This window comes from Shinella zoogloeoides, from assembly GCF_022682305.1.
Lineage (GTDB): Bacteria > Pseudomonadota > Alphaproteobacteria > Rhizobiales > Rhizobiaceae > Shinella > Shinella zoogloeoides_B.
The window spans coordinates 2,493,779-2,516,245 of record NZ_CP093528.1 but is presented as its reverse complement, the minus strand read 5'-3'; the positions used below and the strand labels follow the sequence as shown (position 1 = coordinate 2,516,245).

General features: G+C 64.7%; 21 protein-coding genes. 7 read left to right on the top strand and 14 right to left on the bottom strand.

Annotated elements, in window-relative coordinates; translation table 11 throughout:
- Positions 1–84: 84 nt before the first annotated feature.
- The 3 genes from MOE34_RS12565 to MOE34_RS12555 form a co-directional block, all read right to left on the bottom strand.
- The gene (locus MOE34_RS12565) at positions 85–1,254 is read right to left on the bottom strand and encodes a PQQ-dependent sugar dehydrogenase (RefSeq protein WP_431522378.1); all 1,170 of its coding nucleotides are present in this window, start codon (positions 1,252–1,254) and stop codon (positions 85–87) included.
- A gap of 73 nt (positions 1,255–1,327) precedes the next feature.
- Positions 1,328–1,528 carry a hypothetical protein gene (locus tag MOE34_RS12560; protein ID WP_242217352.1) on the bottom strand — a complete coding sequence of 67 codons (201 nt, stop codon included), beginning with the start codon at positions 1,526–1,528 and terminating at the stop codon, positions 1,328–1,330.
- 174 nt (positions 1,529–1,702) lie between these two features.
- Positions 1,703–2,611: an EAL domain-containing protein gene (locus MOE34_RS12555; RefSeq protein ID WP_242217350.1), complete on the bottom strand. Its 909-nt coding sequence runs from the start codon at positions 2,609–2,611 to the stop codon at positions 1,703–1,705.
- A gap of 320 nt (positions 2,612–2,931) precedes the next feature.
- Here MOE34_RS12555 and MOE34_RS12550 point away from each other — a divergent pair, with 320 nt between their 5' ends.
- Both MOE34_RS12550 and MOE34_RS12545 read left to right on the top strand, forming a co-directional pair.
- Positions 2,932–4,134, top strand: coding sequence for a pyridoxal phosphate-dependent aminotransferase (locus MOE34_RS12550; RefSeq protein ID WP_242217349.1), 1,203 nt, complete (start codon positions 2,932–2,934; stop codon positions 4,132–4,134).
- Positions 4,135–4,253: 119 nt separating this feature from the next.
- The gene (locus tag MOE34_RS12545; RefSeq protein WP_242217348.1) at positions 4,254–4,487 is read left to right on the top strand and encodes a hypothetical protein; all 234 of its coding nucleotides are present in this window, start codon (positions 4,254–4,256) and stop codon (positions 4,485–4,487) included.
- On the opposite strand, the gene MOE34_RS12540 is transcribed toward MOE34_RS12545, so the two are convergent.
- The 5 genes from MOE34_RS12540 to trxB all read right to left on the bottom strand — a co-directional run bounded on the left by MOE34_RS12540 (position 4,484) and on the right by trxB (position 9,699).
- A complete protein-coding gene (locus MOE34_RS12540; RefSeq protein ID WP_242217346.1) occupies positions 4,484–5,578 on the bottom strand; it encodes a calcium:proton antiporter in 1,095 nt (364 codons plus the stop codon). The genes MOE34_RS12545 and MOE34_RS12540 overlap by 4 nt on opposite strands.
- A gap of 172 nt (positions 5,579–5,750) precedes the next feature.
- Complete coding sequence (locus MOE34_RS12535; RefSeq protein WP_242217344.1) at positions 5,751–6,872, bottom strand: alkene reductase; 1,122 nt, start codon at positions 6,870–6,872, stop codon at positions 5,751–5,753.
- Between the two features lie 31 nt (positions 6,873–6,903).
- The gene (locus MOE34_RS12530) at positions 6,904–7,209 is read right to left on the bottom strand and encodes an ArsR/SmtB family transcription factor (protein WP_242217342.1); all 306 of its coding nucleotides are present in this window, start codon (positions 7,207–7,209) and stop codon (positions 6,904–6,906) included.
- A 505-nt stretch (positions 7,210–7,714) separates the two neighbouring features.
- On the bottom strand, positions 7,715–8,611 hold the full coding sequence (locus MOE34_RS12525) for a LysR family transcriptional regulator VtlR (RefSeq protein ID WP_160786903.1): 897 nt from the start codon (positions 8,609–8,611) through the stop codon (positions 7,715–7,717).
- A gap of 113 nt (positions 8,612–8,724) precedes the next feature.
- The gene (trxB, locus tag MOE34_RS12520) at positions 8,725–9,699 is read right to left on the bottom strand and encodes a thioredoxin-disulfide reductase (RefSeq protein WP_242217340.1); all 975 of its coding nucleotides are present in this window, start codon (positions 9,697–9,699) and stop codon (positions 8,725–8,727) included.
- Between the two features lie 250 nt (positions 9,700–9,949).
- Between trxB and MOE34_RS12515 the strand changes: the two genes are divergently transcribed.
- Positions 9,950–10,417, top strand: a complete 468-nt coding sequence (locus MOE34_RS12515; protein WP_023516337.1) for an Lrp/AsnC family transcriptional regulator — start codon at positions 9,950–9,952, stop codon at positions 10,415–10,417.
- A 3-nt stretch (positions 10,418–10,420) separates the two neighbouring features.
- On the opposite strand, the gene MOE34_RS12510 is transcribed toward MOE34_RS12515, so the two are convergent.
- The 4 genes from MOE34_RS12510 to blaOXA all read right to left on the bottom strand — a co-directional run bounded on the left by MOE34_RS12510 (position 10,421) and on the right by blaOXA (position 16,729).
- A complete protein-coding gene (locus tag MOE34_RS12510) occupies positions 10,421–11,470 on the bottom strand; it encodes a glycosyltransferase family 4 protein (RefSeq protein WP_242217338.1) in 1,050 nt (349 codons plus the stop codon).
- Between the two features lie 24 nt (positions 11,471–11,494).
- Positions 11,495–11,971 (bottom strand): transcription elongation factor GreA, encoded by a 477-nt coding sequence (greA, locus tag MOE34_RS12505; RefSeq protein WP_242217336.1) that lies wholly within the window; start codon positions 11,969–11,971, stop codon positions 11,495–11,497.
- Positions 11,972–12,218: 247 nt separating this feature from the next.
- The gene (carB, locus tag MOE34_RS12500) at positions 12,219–15,701 is read right to left on the bottom strand and encodes a carbamoyl-phosphate synthase large subunit (protein ID WP_242217334.1); all 3,483 of its coding nucleotides are present in this window, start codon (positions 15,699–15,701) and stop codon (positions 12,219–12,221) included.
- Between the two features lie 221 nt (positions 15,702–15,922).
- On the bottom strand, positions 15,923–16,729 hold the full coding sequence (gene blaOXA, locus MOE34_RS12495; protein WP_242217332.1) for a class D beta-lactamase: 807 nt from the start codon (positions 16,727–16,729) through the stop codon (positions 15,923–15,925).
- A 110-nt stretch (positions 16,730–16,839) separates the two neighbouring features.
- On the opposite strand from blaOXA, the gene MOE34_RS12490 reads away from it, so the two are divergent.
- Positions 16,840–17,727: a LysR family transcriptional regulator gene (locus MOE34_RS12490; protein WP_242217330.1), complete on the top strand. Its 888-nt coding sequence runs from the start codon at positions 16,840–16,842 to the stop codon at positions 17,725–17,727.
- A gap of 6 nt (positions 17,728–17,733) precedes the next feature.
- Here the strand turns inward: MOE34_RS12490 and MOE34_RS12485 are convergent, their stop codons facing one another.
- Positions 17,734–18,393: a dihydrofolate reductase family protein gene (locus MOE34_RS12485; RefSeq protein ID WP_242217328.1), complete on the bottom strand. Its 660-nt coding sequence runs from the start codon at positions 18,391–18,393 to the stop codon at positions 17,734–17,736.
- 84 nt (positions 18,394–18,477) lie between these two features.
- Complete coding sequence (locus MOE34_RS12480; RefSeq protein ID WP_242217326.1) at positions 18,478–19,263, bottom strand: LytTR family DNA-binding domain-containing protein; 786 nt, start codon at positions 19,261–19,263, stop codon at positions 18,478–18,480.
- A gap of 89 nt (positions 19,264–19,352) precedes the next feature.
- On the opposite strand from MOE34_RS12480, the gene MOE34_RS12475 reads away from it, so the two are divergent.
- The 3 genes from MOE34_RS12475 to MOE34_RS12465 all read left to right on the top strand — a co-directional run bounded on the left by MOE34_RS12475 (position 19,353) and on the right by MOE34_RS12465 (position 22,366).
- Complete coding sequence (locus MOE34_RS12475) at positions 19,353–19,862, top strand: DUF2306 domain-containing protein (protein ID WP_347342737.1); 510 nt, start codon at positions 19,353–19,355, stop codon at positions 19,860–19,862.
- A 110-nt stretch (positions 19,863–19,972) separates the two neighbouring features.
- The gene (gene ypfJ / locus MOE34_RS12470; protein ID WP_242217322.1) at positions 19,973–20,914 is read left to right on the top strand and encodes a KPN_02809 family neutral zinc metallopeptidase; all 942 of its coding nucleotides are present in this window, start codon (positions 19,973–19,975) and stop codon (positions 20,912–20,914) included.
- A gap of 201 nt (positions 20,915–21,115) precedes the next feature.
- On the top strand, positions 21,116–22,366 hold the full coding sequence (locus MOE34_RS12465; RefSeq protein ID WP_242217319.1) for a TCR/Tet family MFS transporter: 1,251 nt from the start codon (positions 21,116–21,118) through the stop codon (positions 22,364–22,366).
- Positions 22,367–22,467: the final 101 nt, after the last annotated feature.

The window sequence follows — 22,467 nt, the reverse complement described above, 5'->3', positions numbered from 1 at the left end:
GTCTCGTACCCTGTGAGAGGAAATGGACGCGACTGCGTCCGGCCTCCTGCTATCAGGCGGCCGGGCGTTAGGCAAGGGAGCGTGTCAGTCCGCCGTGTCGTCGCGCGAGACGCGCAGCAGCGCGCCGTTCGCCTCGTCGGTCAGGAGCAGCAAGGCGCCGTCCGGAGCGACGACGACGTCGCGGATGCGGCCGAACTCGCCGTCGAACAGCCGTTCCTCGGAGACGATCGCGCCGCCTTCGTCCCGTTCGAGGCGGGCGACGAGCTGGTACTTTAGCGCGGCGACGATGAGGTTGCCGTCCCATTCCGGGAACATCGCGCCGCGATAGACGGCGATGGCGCCCGGCGCGATGGACGGGTCCCAATAATAAAGCGGCGGCTCGTAGCCCTCGGCCGAGGAGCCGAGGTCGAATTCCGCGCCGGAATAGTGCCGGCCGTAGGAGACGAGCGGCCAGCCGTAATTGCGGCCGGGCTGCGGATTGTTGATCTCGTCGCCGCCGCGCGCGCCGTGTTCGGCCGTCAGCAGCGTGCCGTCCTTCGGGTCGATGGCAAGGCCCTGCGGGTTGCGGTGGCCCTTCGACCAGATTTCCGCAAGGCCCGCCGATGTGCCGAGGAAGGGATTGTCCTTGTGCGGGGTGCCGTCGGGATTGATGTGCAGGATCGCGCCGGCATGGTCGCGCGGGTCCTGCGCGCGGCTGCCTTCGCCCCGGTCGCCGATGCCGAAGAACAGGCTGCCGTCCCGGGCGATCGCGATGCGCGAGCCGAAATGCTGGCCTTTTGGCGTTAGGCGGCTCATCAGGAAGATGCGGGTGAGGTCCTCCAGCCGCGTTCCGTCGTCGGAAAGCCGCGCCCTGGCGACCGCCGTGCCCGCGCCGCCATCGCCGCGCGCGCTATAGGTGAGGTAGAGCGTGCGGCTTTCGGCAAAGTCCGGCGCAAGTGCGATGTCGAGCAGGCCGCCCTGGCCGTCCGTGGCGACCGCCGGCACGCCGCCGATGGGGGCGGAGATCTTGCCGCCGCGCACGAGGCGCAACGTGCCGGCCTTTTCGGAAACGAGGTAGCCGCCTTCCGGCAGGACCTCGACGGACCAGGGCTGTTGCAGGCCGCTTGCCAGCGTTTCGACGGTGAGCGGGGCCTTCTTGCTGGGGAATTCGCGGGTTTCGGCGTGGGCTGGAAGGGGAAGGAGCGACCAGCCCGCAAGGAGGGCGAGGGCCATGCCGCCGATAAGTTCTTTCCCGCTGCCTGTCTTGCGTCGCATCGCCGTCTCCCGTCTTTCGCCGTTAACTGGCCTAGAGCCGTGCGGCTTTCAAGAGCGACGCCGGTGCCGGGCGTCACTTTTGCGTGGGCAGGGTCTCGGAGGTCGTCTTGTGGATGCCGGAGGTCTTGATCGTGTCGATTGCGATTGCGGGCGGCGACATTAGACCGACGACCATGGCGACACAGGCGGCGAGCGCGGTCATCGCGATCAGGAACATGGCGCGCGACTCGCGAGCCTTCGGTGATCTGCCGACCTTGTCTTCATCCAGAAACATCGCGTCCCCCTCTTGGCTTTTTTCCGCTGCGAGTACCGAAAAAGCCTGCCGAAATCGGCGCGACAAGGACCGAATTGCGGCAAGTCCCGACATTTATTGTGGCGAAAGGATGGCAAGTGGAAAAAGATGGATTTTCAGGGTGTTCGGCCGAATAGATCGCTGTTTTGCACCGTTCTAGGCACCCCGCCGGCCGAACTGGCGCTGGGGGCGGGCGGCGCGGGTTTCGGCGGCAGGCGCTAGGCCGGCCGGAAGCGGCTCGACGGGCGTCCAGGCGTCCTCCTCGCCCTCATACGGGAAGCTGAGGTCGAAGGTCGTCGGGGCGAGTTCGGGCCGGGCGAGGAGATAGCCCTGCATCAGGGGGCCGCCCATCTCGCGGCAGAGGTCGAGCATGTCCGGCTCCTCTATCCCGGCGACGACGGCGCGGATGCCCTTTTGCGCGAACTGGCCGACGACGACGCGCAGCAGGGCGAGGCCGGCGGAGTTTTCTGCGAAGCCGCGCAGCCATGCCGTGTCGAAGGTCACGAATTGCGGATCGAGACGCTCCAGGCGGGCAAGGTCGCTGTCCTCGCCCGTATAGTCGTCTATGGCGATGGAAAAGCCGCTTTCGTGCAGCCGTGCCGCGAACTGCGCCATGGCGTCGGGGTCGTCATCGGGATGCTCGCGGATTTCGCAGGCGATAGCCTCGAACGGCATGCCCGCCTCGTGCGCGCAAAGCCGCAGCCGCTCCTCCTCCTGCCGCATCGCCGCCTGCGTGCCGTAGAGGCCAGCCTGGAAGCCGACGATCAGCGTGGCATTGGTGCGGCCGAGCGCGCCGGTGTTGAGAATGTGCAGACTGCGGCAAAGGCCGTCCACGACCCCGCGCTCCTCTTCCGGTATGGTCTGGAAGAACTCCGCGGGAGAGGAAGGCACATCCCCTAGGCTGGCGCGGATGAGGCCCTTGAAGGCGGCGATCTGCAAGTGGCCGTTCTCGCGCTCGTGGAAGATCGGTTGCAGCGCCGATTGCAGGAGATAGGGGCCGTAGACCGCGCTGAACGCGCCGTCCGGCTGGCGGACGAGGTTGGAGAAAATACTTTTCTCACTCATGCAGCGCACCATCCGCTGGATATTGTCCGGGTGAGAATAGGGATCATCCGTTAAGGCCGGTTTAATCCTTCGCGTAAAGTTTTCGCTTCCTGCAGTGATATCAACTATTTGGTGTATCTTCCGGATGGGTGGGCCGCAATCCATTCGCATTGTTGATGGCGTCCATGAAATTTTTAGCCGAAGCCCGGATTTCCCGCTTTTTTCGCCCTCCGTGCTTGCAAGACCGGCCCACATTCGACATAGACCTAACCGCTATGGAGCCGGGGGCTCCGGGTCCATGGCGTCACGCCGTCTTTGAACCCGATGAGGACATCTCCATCATGGCCTTTCTTGCCGACGCCCTTTCCCGTGTGAAGCCTTCCGCCACCATCGCCGTTTCCCAGAAAGCGCGCGAGCTGAAAGCGAAAGGCCGCGATGTCATCGGGCTTGGCGCAGGCGAGCCGGACTTCGACACGCCGGACAATATCAAGCAGGCCGCTATCGAGGCGATCAACCGCGGCGAGACGAAGTACACGCCGGTCGCCGGTATTCCGGAACTGCGCGAGGCCATCGTCAAGAAGTTCAAGCGCGAGAACAACCTCGACTACACCGCCGCGCAGACGATCGTCGGCACGGGCGGAAAGCAGATTCTTTTCAACGCCTTCATGGCGACGATGAATCCGGGCGATGAAGTCGTTATCCCGACACCTTACTGGGTCTCCTATCCGGAAATGGTGTCGCTGTGCGGCGGTTCGCCGGTCTTCGTCGCCACGACCCAGGAAAACAAGTTCAAGCTGAAGGCGGAAGACCTGGAAAAGGCGATCACGCCCAAGACCAAGTGGTTCATCTTCAACTCGCCGTCCAATCCCTCGGGCGCGGCCTACAGCCATGATGAGCTGAAGGCGCTGACGGACGTGTTGATGCGCCACCCGCATGTCTGGGTCCTGACCGACGACATGTACGAGCACCTGACCTACGGCGACTTCAAGTTCGCGACCCCGGTCGAGGTCGAGCCGGGCCTCTACGACCGCACGCTCACCATGAACGGCGTTTCCAAGGCCTATGCGATGACCGGCTGGCGTATCGGCTATGCGGCCGGCCCGCTGAACCTCATCAAGGCCATGGACATGATCCAGGGCCAGCAGACGTCCGGCGCGTGCTCGATCGCCCAGTGGGCAGCCGTCGAGGCGCTGAACGGCACACAGGACTTCATCCCGGAAAACAAGAAGATCTTCGAAGGCCGTCGTGACCTCGTCGTCTCCATGCTCAACCAGGCCAAGGGCATCGAGTGCCCGTCGCCGGAAGGTGCGTTCTACGTCTATCCGTCCTGCAAGGGCCTGATCGGCAAGACCGCCCCGTCGGGCAAGGTCATCGAGACGGATGAGGACTTCGTGTCGGAACTGCTGGAAGCCGAGGGCGTCGCCGTCGTGCACGGTTCGGCCTTCGGCCTCGGCCCGAACTTCCGCATCTCCTACGCCACCTCGGAAGCCCAGCTCGAGGAAGCCTGCAAGCGCATCCAGCGCTTCTGCGCCGCCTGCAAGTAAGCGGCCCATTCCTGCATGAAAAACCCGCCGGCAACGGCGGGTTTTTTGTTCCCGGCCGGTGAAATTTTAGCCTTCGTTACCGATATAATGCGGTGATACGGAAACACCGGAGCAGTTCCATGAAAGCCAGATCTCTTTCCCTTGCCGCCCTTTTCGCGCTTGTTGCCGCGACATCCGCCCTTGCCGCCGATAATTACGGTGAGCGGAACGAGGAGACGCCGCGCGGCAAGATCGTGGTCAGCGAAGCGCCGGCCACGATGTCGGTCTGGGACTACTTCTTCAACAATCCGGAAAAGTACCGTTCCATGCGCAACGGCCCCGGTGAGTATCATGTCGGCGGCATGCGCCGCTAAAGCCCGATCAATGTCAGCATGATGAAGGTGGCGAAGAGGATGAAGTGCGTCATCCCCTCGATGGCGTTCGTCTCGCCGTCGTTGAGGTTTATGGCGGCGGCGATCAGTGTGATGGCGACCATCACGGTCTGTGTCGGCGACATGGCCATCACGAAGGGCTGGCCGGTATAGAGCGCGATCGCCTCCATGACGGGCACCGTGAGGATGACCGTCGAGAGCGATGCGCCCATGGCGATGTTGACGACCGACTGCATGCGGTTGGCGAGCGCGGCGCGCAATGCCGTCAGGATTTCCGGCGCGGCGGAGATCGCGGCGACCACCACGGCCATCAGTGCCGGCGGTGCGCCGGAGCCCTTGAGGCCCGCGCCGAGCAGGACGGACATGACTTCCGCGAGCGCGCCGATCAGCACCACGCCGACGACGATCACGGCGATGGAGAATGCGGTCGGCTCGTTTTCGTCCGGGGCCTTGCTCGGCAGGCCTTCCTTCCGTTCGGCGCGCGGATAGGCGTAGCTGAAGAAATAGCTGTGCGCGCCCACCTGCATGCGCAGGAACACGGCGTAAAGGGTGATCATCGCGCCGATGGTGAAGGCGGAATAGAGATGCCAGCTTTCGCGCGGCACGAATTCCGGCACGACCATGGAAATGCCCATGGCCGTCAGGATCATCACGCCATAGGTCTTGCCGGAATCGTCGTTATAGGGCTGCTCGCCGTGGCGGATGCCGCCGAGGAAAGCAGCGAGGCCCAGGATGCCGTTGATATCGAGCATCACGGCGGCGTAGATCGTGTCGCGCACCAGCGTCGGCGACGTCTCGCTCTGCATCATGATCGCAAGGATCACGACCTCCACCAGCACCGCCGAAAGCGTCAGGATCATCGTGCCGTAAGGGTCGCCGACCTTGGAGGCGAGGATTTCCGCATGGTGGGCGATGCGGGTGGAAACGAGGATGATCGTGACGACGAGCGCGAAGGCTGCGAGCAGAACCGGCAGGCGCCCCATGTCCAGCAGGCTGTGCTCCGTTGCATAGGCAAGGATCGCGGCGCCGAGGCCGATGAACAGGAAGCGTTCCTTCAGGATGCTGGAGAGCATGCGGGCGGGCTCCTCGGAGGTGTGCATGACTTAGATGTAGCCGACACGCGCAAAAAGAAAACGCCCGCGGCGGAGGAAAACCGCGGGCGCTTGGAATGAAGCCGGGGGTGACGGTTTGCGGAGGCGCCATGCCGGGCTGACCCCGCTGCCGCCGGTGTGTGGCTCCGGGCAATCAGGCGACGTTTTCGAGGGCCGGGTAGTCCGTGTAGCCCTTCGCGCCGCCGCCGTAGAAGGTGCCGACGTCCGGCGCGTTCATCACCGTGTCGTTCTTCAGCCGCTCCACGAGGTCCGGGTTGGAAATGAAAAGCTTGCCGAAAGCGACGAGATCGGCCTTGCCGTCTTCCACGGCTTCGATGGCGAGTTCCCGATTGTAGCCGTTGTTGACCATCCAGGCCGCCTTGCCGCCGGCGGCTGCATAGGCTGCGCGCAGTGCCGTATAGTCGAAGGGCGTGTCGCCCTGCTGGTGGTCGCGCGCGCCGCCCGTGGCCCCCTCGATGATGTGGACATAGGCGAGGTCGTGCCGGGCAAGGCCCTCGACCACATGGGTGAAGAGCGGCTGCGGGTTCGCATCGAAGGCGTCGTTGGCGGGCGTTACCGGCGAGATGCGGATGGCGGTGCGGCCGGCGCCGATCTCCGCCACGATGGCGTCGACGACCTCGAAGAGGAAGCGGGCGCGGTTCTCGATGGAACCGCCGTAATCGTCCGTGCGCTTGTTGCTGCCGCCGCGCAGGAACTGGTCGATGAGATAGCCGTTGGCGGCGTGGATCTCGATGCCGTCGAAACCGGCGTCGATGGCGGCGCGCGCCGCACGGCGGTAGTCTTCCACGATGCCGGCAAGCTCGTTACGCTCGAGGGCGCGCGGCTCCGATGTCTCGGCGAAGCCGCCGCTGCCGTCGGCATTGATGAGGTAGGTCTTGGACCTGGCGGTGACGGCGGAGGGGGCGACCGGCTTGCCGCCGTTCGGCTGGAGGCTGTCATGGGAGACGCGGCCGACATGCCACATCTGCACGACGATCTTGCCGCCGGCCCTGTGCACGCCCTCCGTCACCTGCTTCCAGCCGGCGAGCGCTTCGGGCGTGTAAAGGCCCGGCACATCCGCATAGCCCTGGCCCTGCTGCGTGATCGGCGTGCCCTCGGTGATGATGAGGCCGGCGCTGGCGCGCTGCTCGTAATAGGCGGCGTTCAGCGTGTTCGGCACAGCGCCCGGGGAGCGGTTGCGCGTCAGCGGCGCCATGACGATGCGGTTCCTGAGCTGGATGTCGCCGACTGTGATGGGGTCGAAAAGGGAGGTCATGGAAGAGTCCTTCTTCTGGCTGGGGAGGAAACTAGAGGGCGCCGTTGATGTGGCGCAGGAAGGCCGCGATCCTGTCTTCGTCGCGCTTGAAGAACACCCATTGGCCGACCTTGCGCGTCGACACGAGACCGGCGCGCTGCAGGGTGGCGAGATGGGCGGAAACGGTGGACTGCGAGAGGTCGCAGCGCTTTTCGATCTGGCCGGCGCATACGCCGAATTCCAGCGGATGCTCCTGGCCGGCGAAATGCGCCTGCGGCTCCTTCAGCCAGGCGAGGATCTCCAGCCGCTTGGGATGGGCGAGGGCCTTGAGGATTTCGTCGGTGTCGAGCGGTGTCATCGGTCTATCGTGTGTTGGCGATGGCTATATCGTCTTGTACCGATATTGTGATCGTTCTTTTGCGATGCAAGGGGTGCCGGCAAAAAAAGAGGGCCGCAAGCGAAGCCTGGGCCCTGCAAGGTTGAAGGTTGAATAACCTCCAGAGGGGAACAGCCGGTGCGCGGCACTGGGAGGAGAAAGTCCGCGGGTGCACCGGCTGATTTTGAATATGGGAGAGAGGTGTTGTTTCTTCAAGAGAAACGGATGCCAAGTTTTCCGGGAGCGTTGAAAATTCCGTCCTGGTCAACACAAGGCAAAAAAAGAGGGCCGCAAGATCAACTTGGGCCCTTTGTAGTTTTGAAGGTAATAAAACCTCCAGAGGGGAACAGCCGACGCGGTGGCACTGGGAGGAAAAGCCACCAAAGTGCATCAGCTACGGGCGATATGATGGTTTTTTGTGCAGGCATCAAGGATTCAATGTGCATGCCAGCCATGCATGAGGCGCAGGTCTTGCCAGGACCTGCCCTCAGAAGTTCCAGTTGCGTGCTTTCGCGACGATGAAGTCCCTGAAAACCTTGAGCTTCGCCGAGTTCTTCATCTCGCTCGGATAGCAGAAATAGGTGTCGAAGGACGGTACATCCGCATTGGTGACGAGCTGGATCAGGCCCGGATCGCGCCCGACGATGTAATCGGGAAGCATCGCGATGCCGATGCCGAGCAGGGCCGCGCGCTTGATCGAGGTGAGGCTGTTGATCTGCAGCACCGAGGGGCGCGGATTGTCGGAATCGCGGCCGGCGATCTCCAGCCAGTTGACGTCCAACAGGTAGTTCGGGGCCGGCTCGCCGAAGGTGATGATCTTGTGGTTGTCGAAATCGTCGATCGACTGCGGCTCGCCGTAACGGTTGATGTAGGACGGCGCGGCATAGACGTGCATGTGCACGGTGAATAGCTTGCGCTGGATGAGGTCGGACTGCTGCGGCTCGCGCAGGCGGATGGCGCAATCGGCATGGCGCATGTTCACGTCCAGCTCCTCGTTGTCGAGGATGAGCTGCACCTGCATGTCCGGGTAGAGGGCGAGGAATTCCTGCACCTTGTCCGTCAGCCAGCCCTGGCCGAGGCCGACGGTGGTGGTGATGCGCAGCTTGCCGCTCGGCTTCTCGGTGTTTTCCGTGAGCTGAACGCGCACGCTTTCGAGCTTCATCAGCACGTCATGGGCGGTGCGGTAGAGGATTTCGCCCTGCTCGGTGAGGATGAGGCCGCGGGCATGGCGGTGGAAAAGCTTGATCCCGACATCCTGCTCCAGCGCGCTCACCTGGCGGCTGATGGCCGACTGAGAAAGATGCAGCTTGTCCGCCGCATGCGTGAACGAACCCGCCTCGGCCGCGGCATGAAAAATCCGCAGCTTGTCCCAATCGAGCGGCATTCTATCCCCCATATGTCTGTGTGGCGGGGAGCGCACGCTTCCCGCCCGATCGCTGATTCAACTGTTCCCACGCGGGAGGTCGGTACGAATCCGCCTCCCTTTGTTGGCGGCTTCTACTCGGCCGCAATTGCGACAGGCATATGACCTGCAAGGTATTTTTCGGTTTCAAGGGCCGCCATGCAGCCCATGCCGGCGGCCGTGACCGCCTGGCGGTAGATGTCGTCGGTGACGTCGCCGGCGGCAAACACGCCCGGCACGTCCGTCGCCGTGGAATCGGAAGCGGTCCAGAGGTAGCCGTTCGGCTTCTGGCGCAGCTTGCCCTTGAAGAGTTCGACCGCCGGCGCATGGCCGATGGCGACGAAGACGCCGTCCGTCTCGACGTCGCGGGTCTCGCCGGTCTTCACGTTGCGCAGCTTCACGCCGTTGACGGCGGCCGGCATCGGCGGCTTGGCCTCGCCGCCCAGATATTCGACGACCTCGTGGTCCCAGACGACCTTGACGTTTTCCTTCGCGAACAGGCGCTCCTGGAGGATGCGTTCGGCGCGGAAGCCGTCGCGGCGGTGCACGACGGTCACGCTCTTTGCGAGGTTGGAGAGGTAAAGCGCCTCCTCGACGGCCGAGTTGCCGCCGCCGACGACGATGACGTCCTTGCCGCGATAGAAGAAGCCGTCGCAGGTGGCGCAGGCCGAAACGCCGAAGCCCATGAACTTCTGCTCGGTCTCGATGCCGAGCCACTTGGCCTTCGCGCCCGTCGCAATGATCAGCGCGTCGGCGGTCCATTCCGTTCCGCTGTCGGTGGAGATGCGGAAGGGGCGCACGTCGAGATCGACACTGGTGACGAGGTCGTTGACGATCTCGGCGCCGACATGCTCTGCCTGCTTGAGCATCTGCTCCATCATCCAAGGCCCCTGTACCGGATCGGCATAGCCCGGGTAGTTCTCCACATCGGTGGTGATCATGAGCTGGCCACCCTGTTCCATGCCGGCGATCAGCACGGGTTCAAGCATGGCGCGGGCGGTATAGATCGCGGCGGTGTAGCCGGCGGGGCCGGAGCCGATGATCAGCACCTTGACGTGGCGGGTGGACATGATCGTTCCTTCCGGGGCCTTGCCCCAATCCGGCCGGCGCCGCGCGATGTCGCTGCGGGCAGGGGCCTGCGTGTCGTGTTCCAGCCTCATTTATGAGGGGAGTGCGGGCAGTTTCAAGTGCGCGCCGCGCTTTGCCAACAGGCAAGCGATCCCGCGTGACATATTTGTGCCTCTTGCGGTAACAATGTTGCGCTGATGCGGCGATTCGGGTCACTTCCGGTCGCCACCCTGAAAGGTTTCAAAAACGCTCATGTTCCGTGCCGAACTCGACGCCATCGACATCCGTATCCTGAAGGAGCTTCAGGCCGACGGGCGGATGACCAATGTGGAGCTTGCCGCACGCGCCGGCATTTCCGCGCCGCCATGCCTGCGCCGCGTGCGCAAGCTGGAGGAGGCGGGCATCATCGAGGGCTACACGGCGATGCTGAACGCGCCCGCCCTCGGCTACGATCTCGTCGCCTTCTGCATGGTCGGCCTCAAGCACCAGTCGGAAGCGAATCTCAAGGCTTTCGCCGCCGCGACGGGCGAATGGCCGATGGTCCGCCAGGCCTGGATGGTCTCCGGCGACAGCGATTTCCTCTTGCATTGCGTGGCGGAAAACCTCACCCGCTTCCAGGATTTCGTCATCGAGGAGCTGACCGCCAATGCGCAGGTCGACACGGTGCGCACCATGCTGACGATCCGGCAGGTCAAGAAGGTCGGGCTGGTGGAGCTGTAAGCTCTATTTCAGGCTTTCATAGACGGCGTTGACGGCCTTCGCCTCGTTCTCCAGCGCGAATGTCCTGCGCACCGATGCAAGCCCCTCGGCGGCATGGTGCGCGGTCATCTGCGGGTCGGCCAGATAGGGGCGGATCGCATCGCGCAGCGCCTCGTAGTTCCCGGCGGGTGTCACCGCGCCCGTCTCGCCGGGGGTGATCATCTCGGCATAGGCGCCGGCGTCGCTGGCGACGACCGCCGTCCCGGACGCCATGGCCTCGAGCGGCGTCAGCCCGAAGCCCTCGTTGCGCGAGGGCGCGACATAGAGGGCGAGGCGGCGATACCAGACTTTCACGTCCGGCACCTCGCCCATGAAGACGATGCGCCCGGCAAGGCCGGCGGCAGCGATCTCGGCTTTGAGGCCATCGGCAAAGGCCGTGTGGCTCGCCGTGGCGCGGCCGCAGATGACGGCGGTCCAGTCGGGATAGTGCGGCAGCAGCTCGATCATCGCACGCACGAAAAGGTCGGTGCCCTTCTGGTGGCGGATGCGACCGAAGCAGCCGATGAGGTGGCGGCCGGGCAGGCCCGTCGCTTCCATCGTGTCGTCCGGGCCTTGCGGCGGGTGGAACGCGTCGAGATCGACGCCGTGGCGGATGACGCGGAACGGCACCTTGAGGAAGGAGGCCGAACGGTCGCTGGTGGCGATCACCGCGTCCATGCGGCGGATGAGAAAGCGCGTATAGGCGCTGTGCTCGCGCTGGGCGGCCGAGGTGAAGACAAGCTTGAGCGGCATGCGCAGCACGCTGCGCAGGAGAAGGCCGAAGCCCATCTCGTTGTTGCGTCGCGCGTGCCAGACACGGTGCGTGCGCCCTTCGGGCGCGCGCCAGAGGCCGGCAAGGGCGCTAAAACCGATCTTCGGAAGGCCGGCGTCGTCCGGCAGGCCGGGGCCGAGCACCGCGATGCGCAGCCCAAGCTTCACCTGCGCGGGCACAAGCTGGACGATCGTCGACGTCACGCCGGAGAGCCGGCGCTTGAAGTTCGGCGCGATCACGTCGACGTTCCTGATATCGGTCACGCCCGGTCTCCGGCAGGCAGGGCCTCAGCCCCAGGTGACCGCGAGGATTTCGTAGGCCTTGGAGCCGCCGGGTGCGTTCACCTCGATCGAATCGCCGACTTCCTTGCCGATGAGGGCGCGGGCGATGGGCGAGGAGATGGAGATGCGGCCCTGCTTCACGTCGGCTTCCTGGTCGCCGACGATCTGGTAGACCTTCTCTTCCTCGGTGTCCTCGTCGACGAGCTTCACCCGGGCGCCGAACTTGATCTTCGAGCCGGACATCTTGGAAAGGTCGATGACCTCGGCGCGCGCGACGAAGTCTTCAAGCTCCGTGATGCGGCCTTCATTGTGGCTCTGGGCTTCCTTGGCGGCGTGGTACTCGGCGTTTTCAGACAGGTCGCCATGGGCGCGCGCCTCGGCAATCGCCTCGATGATACGCGGGCGCTCTTCCTGCTGACGCCAGCGCAGCTCTTCCTGCAGCTTGACGAAACCGCCCTGAGTCATCGGTACCTTTTCAACCATTTTATCCCGTCCTTCAGCCCGCGCCACCCGAACTCCCGCCCGCGTGAACGCAAAAGAAAACGGTCTCCGGAGAAGAATCCCCGGAACCGTCGAAAGCGTTTGAACGGCCCTTATAGCAGATTGCGGCGAGTGAAAGCCAGTTTTTTTGCCGCAGGGCAGCATCCACCCACAAGTGTGCGAGAGGCTGTGTCATGGCGCGAATGAAAAGGCCGGGCGGATGAACCGCCCGGCCTCGATGTCCGGTTTCTCAGAAGTACGACTGCAGCGGCCGTACTTCGAGCTGGCCCTGCTTGAGGGCCTTGATCGCCTGGGCGGCGGCTTCCGCGCCGGCCATGGTGGTGTAGTAGGGCACCTTCTGCATCAGGGCGGCGCGGCGCAGCGACTTCGAGTCCGAGATGGCCTTGCTGCTGTCCGTCGTGTTGATGACGAGGCTGACCTGGCGGTTGCGGATGGCGTCCTCGACGTGCGGGCGGCCTTCCTGCACCTTGTTGACCTTGATCGCCTCGATGCCCTTCTCGGCGAGGAAGCGGGCGGTGCCCGACGTCGCCATGACCTTGAAGCCGATCTCGGTGAGAAGGCGCACGGCTGTCAGCACACGGTCCTTGTCCTCGTCACGCACGGAAACGAAGACCGTGCCTTCACGCGGCAGGTCGACGCCGGCGCCGAGCTGCGACTTGGCGAAGGCCAGCGCGAAGTCCGTGTCGAGGCCGATGACCTCGCCGGTCGAGCGCATTTCCGGGCCGAGCAGCGTATCGACGCCCGGGAAGCGGGCGAAGGGGAACACGGCTTCCTTGACGGCGATGTGCTTGAGGTTGCGCGGGTCCGGCTTCTCGCCATAGGCGGCAATCGCCGCGTCGAGACCCTCGCCGGCCATGACGCGGGCGGCGATCTTGGCGATGGGCGCGCCGATGGTCTTGGCGACGAAGGGCACCGTGCGCGAGGCGCGCGGGTTGACTTCCAGCACGTAGATGGTGCCATCCTTGATGGCGTACTGCACGTTCATCAGGCCGCCGACGTTCAGCGCCTTTGCGAGCGCCTTGGTCTGGCGCTCCAGCTCGTCGACGATCTCGCTGGAGAGCGTGTGGACGGGCAGCGAGCAGGCTGAGTCGCCCGAATGGATGCCGGCTTCCTCGATATGCTCCATGATGCCGGAGACGAAGACGTCCTTGCCGTCGCAGAGCGCGTCGACGTCGACTTCCGTCGCGTTGGTCAGGTAGCTGTCGAAGAGCAGCGGGTTTTTGCCGAGCAGGGTGTTGATCTGGCCGGTCTTGTCGTTCGGGTAGCGCTGCTTGATGTCCTCGGGAACGAGTTCCGGAACCGTGTCGAGCAGATAGGTCTGGAGCTGGCCTTCCGAATGGATGATCTGCATGGCGCGGCCGCCAAGCACGTAGGATGGGCGCACGACCAGCGGGAAGCCGATCTCGCCAGCGACGAGGCGGGCCTGCTCGACGGAATAGGCGATGCCGTTGTTCGGCTGGGCGAGGTCCAGCTTCTGCAGGAGCTTCTGGAAGCGGTCGCGGTCTTCGGCAAGGTCGATCATGTCGGGCGCGGTGCCGAGGATCGGGATGCCGTTCTTCTCCAGCGCCTCGGCGAGCTTCAGCGGGGTCTGGCCGCCGAACTGGACGATGACGCCGACGACTTCGCCGTTGGTCTGCTCGGCCTTCAGGATCTCGATGACGTCTTCTGCCGTCAGCGGCTCGAAATAGAGGCGGTCCGACGTGTCGTAGTCGGTCGAGACGGTTTCCGGGTTGCAGTTGACCATGATGGCTTCGTAGCCGGCGTCCTTCAGCGCGAAGGCGGCATGGCAGCAGCAATAGTCGAACTCGATGCCCTGGCCGATACGGTTCGGGCCGCCGCCGAGGATGACGACCTTCTTGCGATCCGAAATGCCGGCTTCCGAGCGCGTCGCGCCGGCAAAGGGCGTCTCGTAGGTCGAGTACATATAGGCGGTCGGCGAGGCGAATTCGGCGGCGCAGGTGTCGATGCGCTTGAAGACCGGGCGCACGTTCAGGCCGTTGCGCAGTTCGGCAACTTCCTTCGGGCGCTTGCCGGAGAGGGTGGCGAGGCGGGCGTCGGAGAAGCCCATGGCCTTCAGCATGCGCAGGTTCTCGGCGTCGGTCGGCAGGCCGTGCTCGCGGATGCGGGCCTCCATGTCGACGATGGCCTTGAACTGTTCGAGGAACCACGGGTCGATCTTGGAGCCTTCATGGGCTTCTTCGAGCGAGAGGCCCATGCGCAGCGCCTGGGCGACCATGCGCAGGCGGTCCGGCGTCGGCGTGGAGATGGCGGCGCGGATGGCGTTCTTGTCGTTGCCGTCGCCGAGGCCGGGAATTTCGATCTCGTCGAGGCCGGTCAGGCCCGTTTCGAGACCGCGCAGGGCCTTCTGCAGCGATTCGGCGAAGGTGCGGCCGATGGCCATGACTTCACCGACCGACTTCATGGCCGTCGTCAGCGTCGGCTCGGCGCCCGGGAACTTCTCGAAGGCGAAGCGCGGAATCTTCGTCACAACATAATCGATGGACGGCTCGAAGGAGGCCGGGGTCGCGCCGCCGGTGATGTCGTTCTCCAGTTCGTCGAGCGTGTAGCCGATGGCGAGCTTCGCTGCGATCTTGGCGATAGGGAAGCCGGTGGCCTTGGACGCCAGCGCTGAAGAGCGTGAGACGCGCGGGTTCATCTCGATGACGACGAGGCGGCCGTTTTCCGGGTTGACGGCGAACTGCACGTTGGAGCCGCCTGTCTCGACGCCGATCTCGCGCAGCACCGCGATGGAGGCGTTGCGCATGATCTGGTATTCCTTGTCCGTCAGGGTCAAGGCCGGGGCGACGGTGATGCTATCGCCCGTATGCACGCCCATCGGGTCGATGTTCTCGATGGAGCAGATGATGATGCAGTTGTCCGCCTTGTCGCGGACGACTTCCATCTCGTATTCCTTCCAGCCGAGGACGGATTCCTCGATGAGGACTTCCGTGGTCGGGGAGGCGTCGAGGCCGGAATTGACGATCTCGAAGAATTCCGAGCGGTTGTAGGCGATGCCGCCGCCGGTGCCGCCGAGGGTGAAGGACGGGCGGATGATGGCGGGCAGGCCGATGACGTCGAGCGCCTGCGCGCCGATGGCCATGGCGTGGCTCATGTAGCGCTGCTTGCGGTCGGTCTCGCCGAGGTTCCACTGGTTCTCCAGCGCGTCCAGCGCCTTGTCGAGCGCGTCGCCCGAAAGCTCGGCCTTCAGCTTTGCGCGCTCGGCCTCGTGGATCTTGCGGTCCTTGTCCTTGATCTCGGTGGCGTTGGCCAGCATCGACTTCGGCGTTTCGAGGCCGATCTTGGCCATGGCCTCGCGGAAGAGCGCGCGGTCCTCGGCCTTGTCGATGGCTTCCGGCTTGGCGCCGATCATCTCGACATTGTAGCGGTCGAGCACGCCCATGCGCTTGAGAGAGAGCGCGGTGTTGAGCGCGGTCTGGCCGCCCATGGTCGGCAGCAGCGCGTCCGGGCGCTCCTTGGCGATGATCTTGGCGACGACCTCGGGGGTGATCGGCTCGACATAGGTGGCGTCGGCGAGGCCCGGATCGGTCATGATCGTCGCCGGGTTGGAGTTGACGAGGATGACGCGGTAGCCTTCCTCCTTCAGCGCCTTGCAGGCCTGGGTACCGGAATAGTCGAATTCGCAGGCCTGGCCGATGACGATCGGCCCCGCGCCGATGATGAGGATCGATTTCAAATCTTGGCGCTTGGGCATCTCTCTATCCGTTCTTAACGCATGGGCCGCGCGCGCATAAAACCGGCCATGGTGATGGGTTCACCGGCCGGGCGCGCATCTATGGTCGTTCAAAGGCTAGAAGCGGCTTATAGGCAAATGCAGGGGGGAGCGGAACCCCGAAAATCGCCGAATCGACAGGAAAAGTGCGGGGACTTTCCGCTGCCGGTCCGGGGAGCCACACAGGCGTGGAGGGAGGAGGATCAGTTGCCGGCCAGAATACCCGGCAATTCCTCAAGGATGCCGTCGCGTGCGCGCAGGCTGGGGCTCGATTCCTGCTTCTTCTCATCCTGCATCAGCCGGGCAAAGACGACGGTGCGGTCGTCGCGGCGCGCCCAGCCGACATACCAGCCCCAGGGACTTGCATAATCGAATTTTCCGTCCGCCTTGCGGGGATAGGCCATGCCGGTCTTGCCCTGCGCCCGCCAGCCATCGGCGATGTCGCGTCCCTCGACGATGCCCATCGCCGAATCCATGGCCTCTGCGGAGGCGGGCAGTTCGTGGTTCACAAGCTTCCGCAGGAACGCGACCTGCTCGCGTGGCGAGATTTTCAGCGAGGAGGCTATCCAGGAGCGCTCGAGGCTGTTGTTCTTGCCGGGGTCGCCGGTCATGTCGGCATTGCCGTAGGCGAAGGCTTCGGCATAGTCGCGCAGCCGCTCGTAGCCGAGGAATTCGGTGATGCGCTGGGAATACCAGACGACAGAATATTCGAGCCAGCGCTTCGGCGTCGTCGGCTGGCGCCAGTTGTCGCCGCCCCATTCCGGATAGCCCTTCAGGAAGGGCAGGACCGGCTCCTCGGCATTTTCCAGGAAGCCGGAATCGTAGCCCATGACGGCGAGCGGCACCTTGAAGGTGGAGGCGGGGGTGACGCGCGTCTTGCAGTCGCCTTGTTCCAGGATGATCTCGTCGCTTGCCGCGTCGGCCACGATTGTACAAATAATACGGGCCTCGGCAGGCATGGCAAAGCCGGCGGCCAGCAGCAGGCCGGCCGCGAAGGGACGTGGATTCATCGCGTTTTCCTCGAATTTCGAATGGTTTGTATATCATTGATAGCAATGCCTTGATGATCTGGCAAAAGACGAATACTGGTCTTAGCCATTAGGAAAATTGGGGCATTGCCATGGTTCGGCCATATCTTCCGCTGAACGCCTTCCGGGCCTTCGAGGCTTCGGCCCGTCATCTTTCCTTCACGCGCGCGGCCATCGAGCTGAACGTCACGCAGGCGGCGGTCAGCCACCAGGTGAAGAGCCTTGAGGAACAGATGGGCGTCGTTCTTTTCAAGCGCCTGCCGCGCGGTCTGATGATCACGGCGGAGGGGGAAAGCCTGCTGCCGGTGCTGCGCGACAGCTTCGACCGCATGGCGGATGCGGTGGAGCGCTTTCGCGGCGGGCATGTGCGGGAGATACTGACGGTGGGCGCGGTCGGCACCTTCGCCGTCGGCTGGCTGCTGCCGCGGCTTGCCGGTTTCCGCGAGCGCCATCCGTTTGTGGAGGTGCGACTTTCCACCAACAACAACCGCGTGGACCTTGCCGCCGAGGGACTCGATTTCGCGATCCGCTTCGGTGCGGGCGCGTGGCATGGGACGGATGCCGTCCGCCTTTTCGACGCGCCGCTTTCCGTGCTTGCGACGCCTTCGGTCGCCCACGATCTCAAGGAGCCGTCCGATCTGCTCGGCATGACGCTGCTGCGCTCCTACCGGCGCGACGAGTGGACGCGCTGGTTCGAGGCCGCCGGCCTGCCGCGCACGCCGCCGCCGCAGAACGCCATCGTCTTCGACACCTCGCTCGCGATGATGGAAGTGGTGCTCCAGGGTGGTGGCGTCGGCCTTGCGCCGCCGCTGATGTTCTCGCGGCTCCTGTCCGCCGGGGCGGTCGTCCAGCCGTTCCGCACGAGCGTTGCGCTCGGCAGCTATTGGCTGACCCGCCTGCAATCGCGCAGCCTCACCCCGGCCATGTCCGCCTTCGCCGCATGGCTGGCGCAAACGGCGGCGGCGGAGGGGCTGGCCTGATGCGGCTCAGGTGAGGTTGCGGCGGCGCTCCAGCTCGGCATCCGTCGGCGTCTCGAATTCGAAGGAGCCGGTGGCGACGTCGCCCGCGCGGGCATAACGGTTCATCACGATGCCGGTATCGCTGGTGCGCGAATCGATCAGCGTCAGGGCGCGCGGGAAGGCAGCGTCGCCGAAGAGTCGCTTGCCCCTGCCAAGGATGACCGGGAAGATGGAGACGTGCACCTCGTCGGCGAGGTCGTGCTCGAAGAGCGCCTTCAGGAACTCGGTGGAACCCTGCGTCAGGAGATCCGGCCCGTCCTCCTCTTTCAGCCTGCGCACGGCGGCGATGGTGTCCGGACCAAGCACATGGCTGTTCTGCCAGGTGGTCTTGAAGGCGGGATTGCGGGTGGCGACATATTTGCCGATGCGGTCGAAGAGCGGGCCGATCGGGTCGTCCTTCTCCACATAGGGCCAGTGGGCGGCGAAGATGTCGTAGGTCTTGCGGCCGAGCAGCAGATCGAAGGGTTTTGCGAACAGTTCGCCGATGAAGGCGCCCATCTTCTCATCGAAAAGCGGGGCGGCCCACCCGCCGAACCTGAAGCCGCCGATAGGGTCCTCGTCCGGCCCGCCCGGGGCCTGCATGACGCCGTCGAGGCTGGTGAATGCGCCGACAATGATCTTTCGCATGGGGTTTCTCCTGGCATGTGCGATTGACGGATATACCTAGAGACGAATGGCGGGACGGCGAGCCGACACGGGCGGCAAAAAAAATCAGCCCCAACGGGTGCGTACCGTCTCCGTCCGGCTGCGGCTGACCGGGACCTCGCTTCCGTCCTTGAGCACGACGGCGGGCCGGCCGTCCGCGCGCAGCAGCCGTTCGACATGCGCATCGGCGACGAAATGCGAGCGGTGCACCTGAAGGCCCGGCGTGCCGCCGATCTCCTCGATGGCATCGGAAAAGCGCAGCAGGATCAGTTCCCGCCCGCGCGTCGTCGTCACCTCGGTATAGTGGTCGGCGACGGTCATGTGCAGAATCGGCCCCCGGTTCTCCGGCCTGAGGCGACGCAGCAGCGGCGCCTCCATGCGCTCCTGCGGAATAGGCGTTGTCGAGAGCGCCTCGGCCTGCCTGCTGCTCATCGTGAGGTAGGTGAGGCCGCAGAAGAGGGCGGAGAGGAGGAGGCCCGTCGCGATGCTTTCGGTGATGCTGGAAAGCGTCGGTACGCCGCCGAAGGTTGCAAGGCTGATCGCCTCCGTCGCCAACCCGACGGGAATGCCGGCCACGACGGTTCCGATACCCATGCGGCCGGCAAGGCTCGGGATGCGGCCGCGCAACAGCGCGTTGACGAGGACGATGACGCTGACGGCGATGCCCCAGGCGGCGGCGTGCAGCATGAGCCAGAAGCCGAGGCGCGGGATGGCGGCCAGCCGTTCGGCGGTGCCGTAGGGGCCGGTCACCCAGAAGATCAGCACGACCGCGCCGAAGGTTGCCCAGAAGCGGGGCGCACGCAGGAAGGCCTGCATTTCACGAAGCGCGGATTGCAGCGAGGGGCGTTCCACGAAGTTTTCCGTCCGTTCGGGCCAAAGCGTTTGAGGCGGCCCGATCAATGGCGGAAGACGCGGTGGAATTCAACCGCACCGGACCCGCCATGACCCTCGAACCGCTTCTCGCCGCTTCCCTTGCCATCCGTTTCCATGTCGCAACGGTGCTTCCCGCCGCCGTGCTCGGCGCCTTTCTCCTTGCCTGTCCCAAGGGCACGCCGGCCCATCGGCTGCTCGGGAAAATCTGGCTCGGCCTGATGGTCGCCACAAGCGTCTCCACCTTCTTCATCCATGGAATCGGCACGTTCCATGGCTTCAGCGCGATCCATCTCCTGTCGCTTTATGTGATCTTCGGCAGCGTACCGGCGATCCGGTCGGCGCGTCGCGGCGATATCCGTGCGCACCGCGCTCAGGTCGCCGGCATGTATTTCGGCGGCATCGTCGTGGCGGGGCTGTTCACGCTGCTGCCGGGCCGTCTCATGCACGCGGCGCTCTTCGGCGGTTCGCCCGGCCTCGTTGGCGGCGTGGCCGGAGCGGCGGTCGGCGCTCTCATCGTGGCGGCGGGGGCGCTGGCGGTGCGGGAGGCGGGATGGATCGCCCGCCTGCGGCGGCGCTGACCGGTCGCTTTTCGTTTTGCAAGCGGCCCCCGCAAGCCCTATAAGTCGTTGCTGAGGAACGAATTCACGCGATGAGCGTTCGTCGGCAATTCAATGCGGGGAAATGCGCCATGGAATGGAAAGGTCGTCGCCAGTCGGACAATATCGAGGACCAGCGCGGAGCCGGGCCTTCGATGGGGGGCGGCAACCCGTTCGGCCGCGGCAGCGGCGGCGGTTTCCGCATCCCGATGGGCGGCGGGCGCCGCGCCGGCGGCGGAGGCATGAGCTTCGGCACGATCATCTTCCTCATCGCCCTCTACTTCATCTTCAAGGCGATGGGCATCGACCTCCTGCAGGTCATGGGCAGCGGCGGGCAGGGGAGCCTGCCGGGCTTCGAGCAGACGGAGAGCGCGAGCAGCCGCTCCTCGCCGCAGGAAGAGGAGACAAAGGCCTTCATGTCGACGGTTCTGGCCGAGACGGAAGACACCTGGAACGGCATCTTCCAGGCCGCCGGCGAGCGCTACGAGGAGCCGAAGATGGTGCTCTTCTCCGGCTCCGTGAAGTCGGCCTGCGGCTTTGCCTCGGCGGCGTCCGGCCCGTTCTATTGCCCGGGCGACCACAAGGTCTATCTCGACATGAGCTTCTTCGATGAGCTTGCCAACAAGTTCGACGCAGCCGGCGACTTCGCCCAGGCCTATGTCGTCGCGCACGAGGTCGGCCATCACGTGCAGAACCTCACCGGCGTGCTGCCGCGCTTCAATCAGCAGCGCCAGCGCATGAGCGAGGTCGAAGCCAACCAGATGTCGATCCGCGTCGAGCTTCAGGCCGACTGCTACGCCGGCATCTGGGGCAAGTACACCCAGCAGAAGGGGCTTCTTGAAAGCGGCGATCTCGAGGAGGCGCTGAACGCCGCCACCCAGATCGGCGACGACACGCTGCAGAAGCGCATGCAGGGCTATGTCGTGCCGGAAAGCTTCAATCACGGCACATCCGACCAGCGTCGCCGCTGGTTCAAGCGCGGCTTCGATACCGGCCGCGTCGATGCCTGCGACACGTTCAAGGGCGACGTCTGAAACCTCGTTTCACGCGCCACCGAATGAACCCTTCGGCCCGCCGGCCGAAGGGTTTTTTGCTTTTCATCAGGAAAATGTATCCAAGCCATCAAAATTTTTGCAATGTTCACGGATTGTTTCGGCGGAAAAAGTGAAATAGAACTCGCCGCCTGACATTTCCGCCCTCTTGCGGGCACCATTCATTTTCGAGGTCGAACCATCATGGATGCCACGTCCACCCGGCGGGGGCTGTTTCTCGTCTTCATGATCATGTTCCTCGACGTGATCGGCATCGCCATCATCATGCCGGTGCTGCCGGCCTATCTGCGCGAGCTGACGGGCGACGATATCAGCCAGGCGGCGATCGACGGCGGCTGGCTGCTGCTCGTCTATGCCGGCATGCAGTTCCTCTTCGCGCCCTTCGTCGGCAACCTGTCGGATCGTTTCGGCCGGCGGCCGGTGCTGCTTGCCTGTATCCTCACCTTCGCCATCGACAACCTGATCTGCGCCATGGCGACGAGCTACTGGATGCTGTTCGTCGGTCGCGTGCTGGCCGGCCTCAGCGGCGCAAGCTTCGGCACGGCGGCCGCCTATATCGCCGATGTATCGACGGATGAGACGCGGGCGAAGAATTTCGGCCTGATGGGCATCGCCTTCGGCACGGGCTTCGTCATAGGGCCGGTGATCGGCGGGATTCTCGGCGAGTTCGGCCCGCGCATTCCCTTCTACGGCGCGGCGGCGCTCGCCTTCCTGAATTTCCTCGGCGCCTGGATCCTGCTGCCCGAGAGCCTTCTGCCCGTGAACCGCCGCCGTTTCGAGCTTGCCCGCGCCAATCCGCTCGGTGCGCTCGCCCAGATGCGCCATTATCCCGGCGTGCTCTGGGTCGGCCTCGTGTTCTTCTGCTACGGGCTGGCGCATGCCGTCTATCCGTCCGTCTGGTCCTTCGTCTCCTCCTATCGTTATGGCTGGAGCGAGGGCGAGATCGGCCTGTCGCTCGGCATCTTCGGGATCGGCGGGGCCGTCGTCATGGGCTTCGTGCTGCCGCGCGTCGTGCCCAGGCTCGGCGAATACCGCACCGCGCTTCTCGGCCTCGTCTTCTCGGTGCTGGCGCTGTCGGGCTATGCCGCCGCATGGCAGGGCTGGATGGTCTATGTGGTGATCGTGCTGACGGCGCTGGAGGCGCTGGCCGATCCGCCGCTGCGCTCCATCGCCTCCGCCCGCGTACCAGCTTCCGCGCAGGGCGAGCTGCAGGGCGCGCTGACCAGCGTTTCCTCGATCACGACCATCATCGGCCCGCTGATCTTCACGCAGGTCTTCAGCCGTTTCACCGCGCCGTCCGCGCCGGTCTCCTTCGCCGGCGCGCCCTTCGCGGTCGCGGCGCTGATCCTGCTCGTCGGCTTCGTGATCTTCCTCGTCAAGCTGAAGGGAGCGGGCGTGGGCCCGAGCGGCGATATGGCGCCGAAAAGCGCCTGACGGGCCTTCACCGTGACATTTTAGCGAAATTTCCGGCCGGAACCGGCGGATAAGGCCCGATTTCGCGCATTTTGATGAAAGCATCAATGCTATTCGATTGA

Bases quoted from the DNA above. Each gene is read 5' to 3' on its own strand.
- MOE34_RS12565 (WP_431522378.1), bottom strand. From the start codon at position 1,254: ATGCGACGCAAGACAGGCAGCGGGAAAGAACTTATCGGCGGCATGGCC.
- MOE34_RS12560 (WP_242217352.1), bottom strand. From the start codon at position 1,528: ATGTTTCTGGATGAAGACAAGGTCGGCAGATCACCGAAGGCTCGCGAG.
- MOE34_RS12555 (WP_242217350.1), bottom strand. From the start codon at position 2,611: ATGAGTGAGAAAAGTATTTTCTCCAACCTCGTCCGCCAGCCGGACGGC.
- MOE34_RS12550 (WP_242217349.1), top strand. From the start codon at position 2,932: ATGGCCTTTCTTGCCGACGCCCTTTCCCGTGTGAAGCCTTCCGCCACC.
- MOE34_RS12545 (WP_242217348.1), top strand. From the start codon at position 4,254: ATGAAAGCCAGATCTCTTTCCCTTGCCGCCCTTTTCGCGCTTGTTGCC.
- MOE34_RS12540 (WP_242217346.1), bottom strand. From the start codon at position 5,578: ATGCTCTCCAGCATCCTGAAGGAACGCTTCCTGTTCATCGGCCTCGGC.
- MOE34_RS12535 (WP_242217344.1), bottom strand. From the start codon at position 6,872: ATGACCTCCCTTTTCGACCCCATCACAGTCGGCGACATCCAGCTCAGG.
- MOE34_RS12530 (WP_242217342.1), bottom strand. From the start codon at position 7,209: ATGACACCGCTCGACACCGACGAAATCCTCAAGGCCCTCGCCCATCCC.
- MOE34_RS12525 (WP_160786903.1), bottom strand. From the start codon at position 8,611: ATGCCGCTCGATTGGGACAAGCTGCGGATTTTTCATGCCGCGGCCGAG.
- trxB (WP_242217340.1), bottom strand. From the start codon at position 9,699: ATGTCCACCCGCCACGTCAAGGTGCTGATCATCGGCTCCGGCCCCGCC.
- MOE34_RS12515 (WP_023516337.1), top strand. From the start codon at position 9,950: ATGTTCCGTGCCGAACTCGACGCCATCGACATCCGTATCCTGAAGGAG.
- greA (WP_242217336.1), bottom strand. From the start codon at position 11,971: ATGGTTGAAAAGGTACCGATGACTCAGGGCGGTTTCGTCAAGCTGCAG.
- carB (WP_242217334.1), bottom strand. From the start codon at position 15,701: ATGCCCAAGCGCCAAGATTTGAAATCGATCCTCATCATCGGCGCGGGG.
- blaOXA (WP_242217332.1), bottom strand. From the start codon at position 16,729: ATGAATCCACGTCCCTTCGCGGCCGGCCTGCTGCTGGCCGCCGGCTTT.
- MOE34_RS12490 (WP_242217330.1), top strand. From the start codon at position 16,840: ATGGTTCGGCCATATCTTCCGCTGAACGCCTTCCGGGCCTTCGAGGCT.
- MOE34_RS12485 (WP_242217328.1), bottom strand. From the start codon at position 18,393: ATGCGAAAGATCATTGTCGGCGCATTCACCAGCCTCGACGGCGTCATG.
- MOE34_RS12475 (WP_347342737.1), top strand. From the start codon at position 19,353: ATGACCCTCGAACCGCTTCTCGCCGCTTCCCTTGCCATCCGTTTCCAT.
- ypfJ (WP_242217322.1), top strand. From the start codon at position 19,973: ATGGAATGGAAAGGTCGTCGCCAGTCGGACAATATCGAGGACCAGCGC.
- MOE34_RS12465 (WP_242217319.1), top strand. From the start codon at position 21,116: ATGGATGCCACGTCCACCCGGCGGGGGCTGTTTCTCGTCTTCATGATC.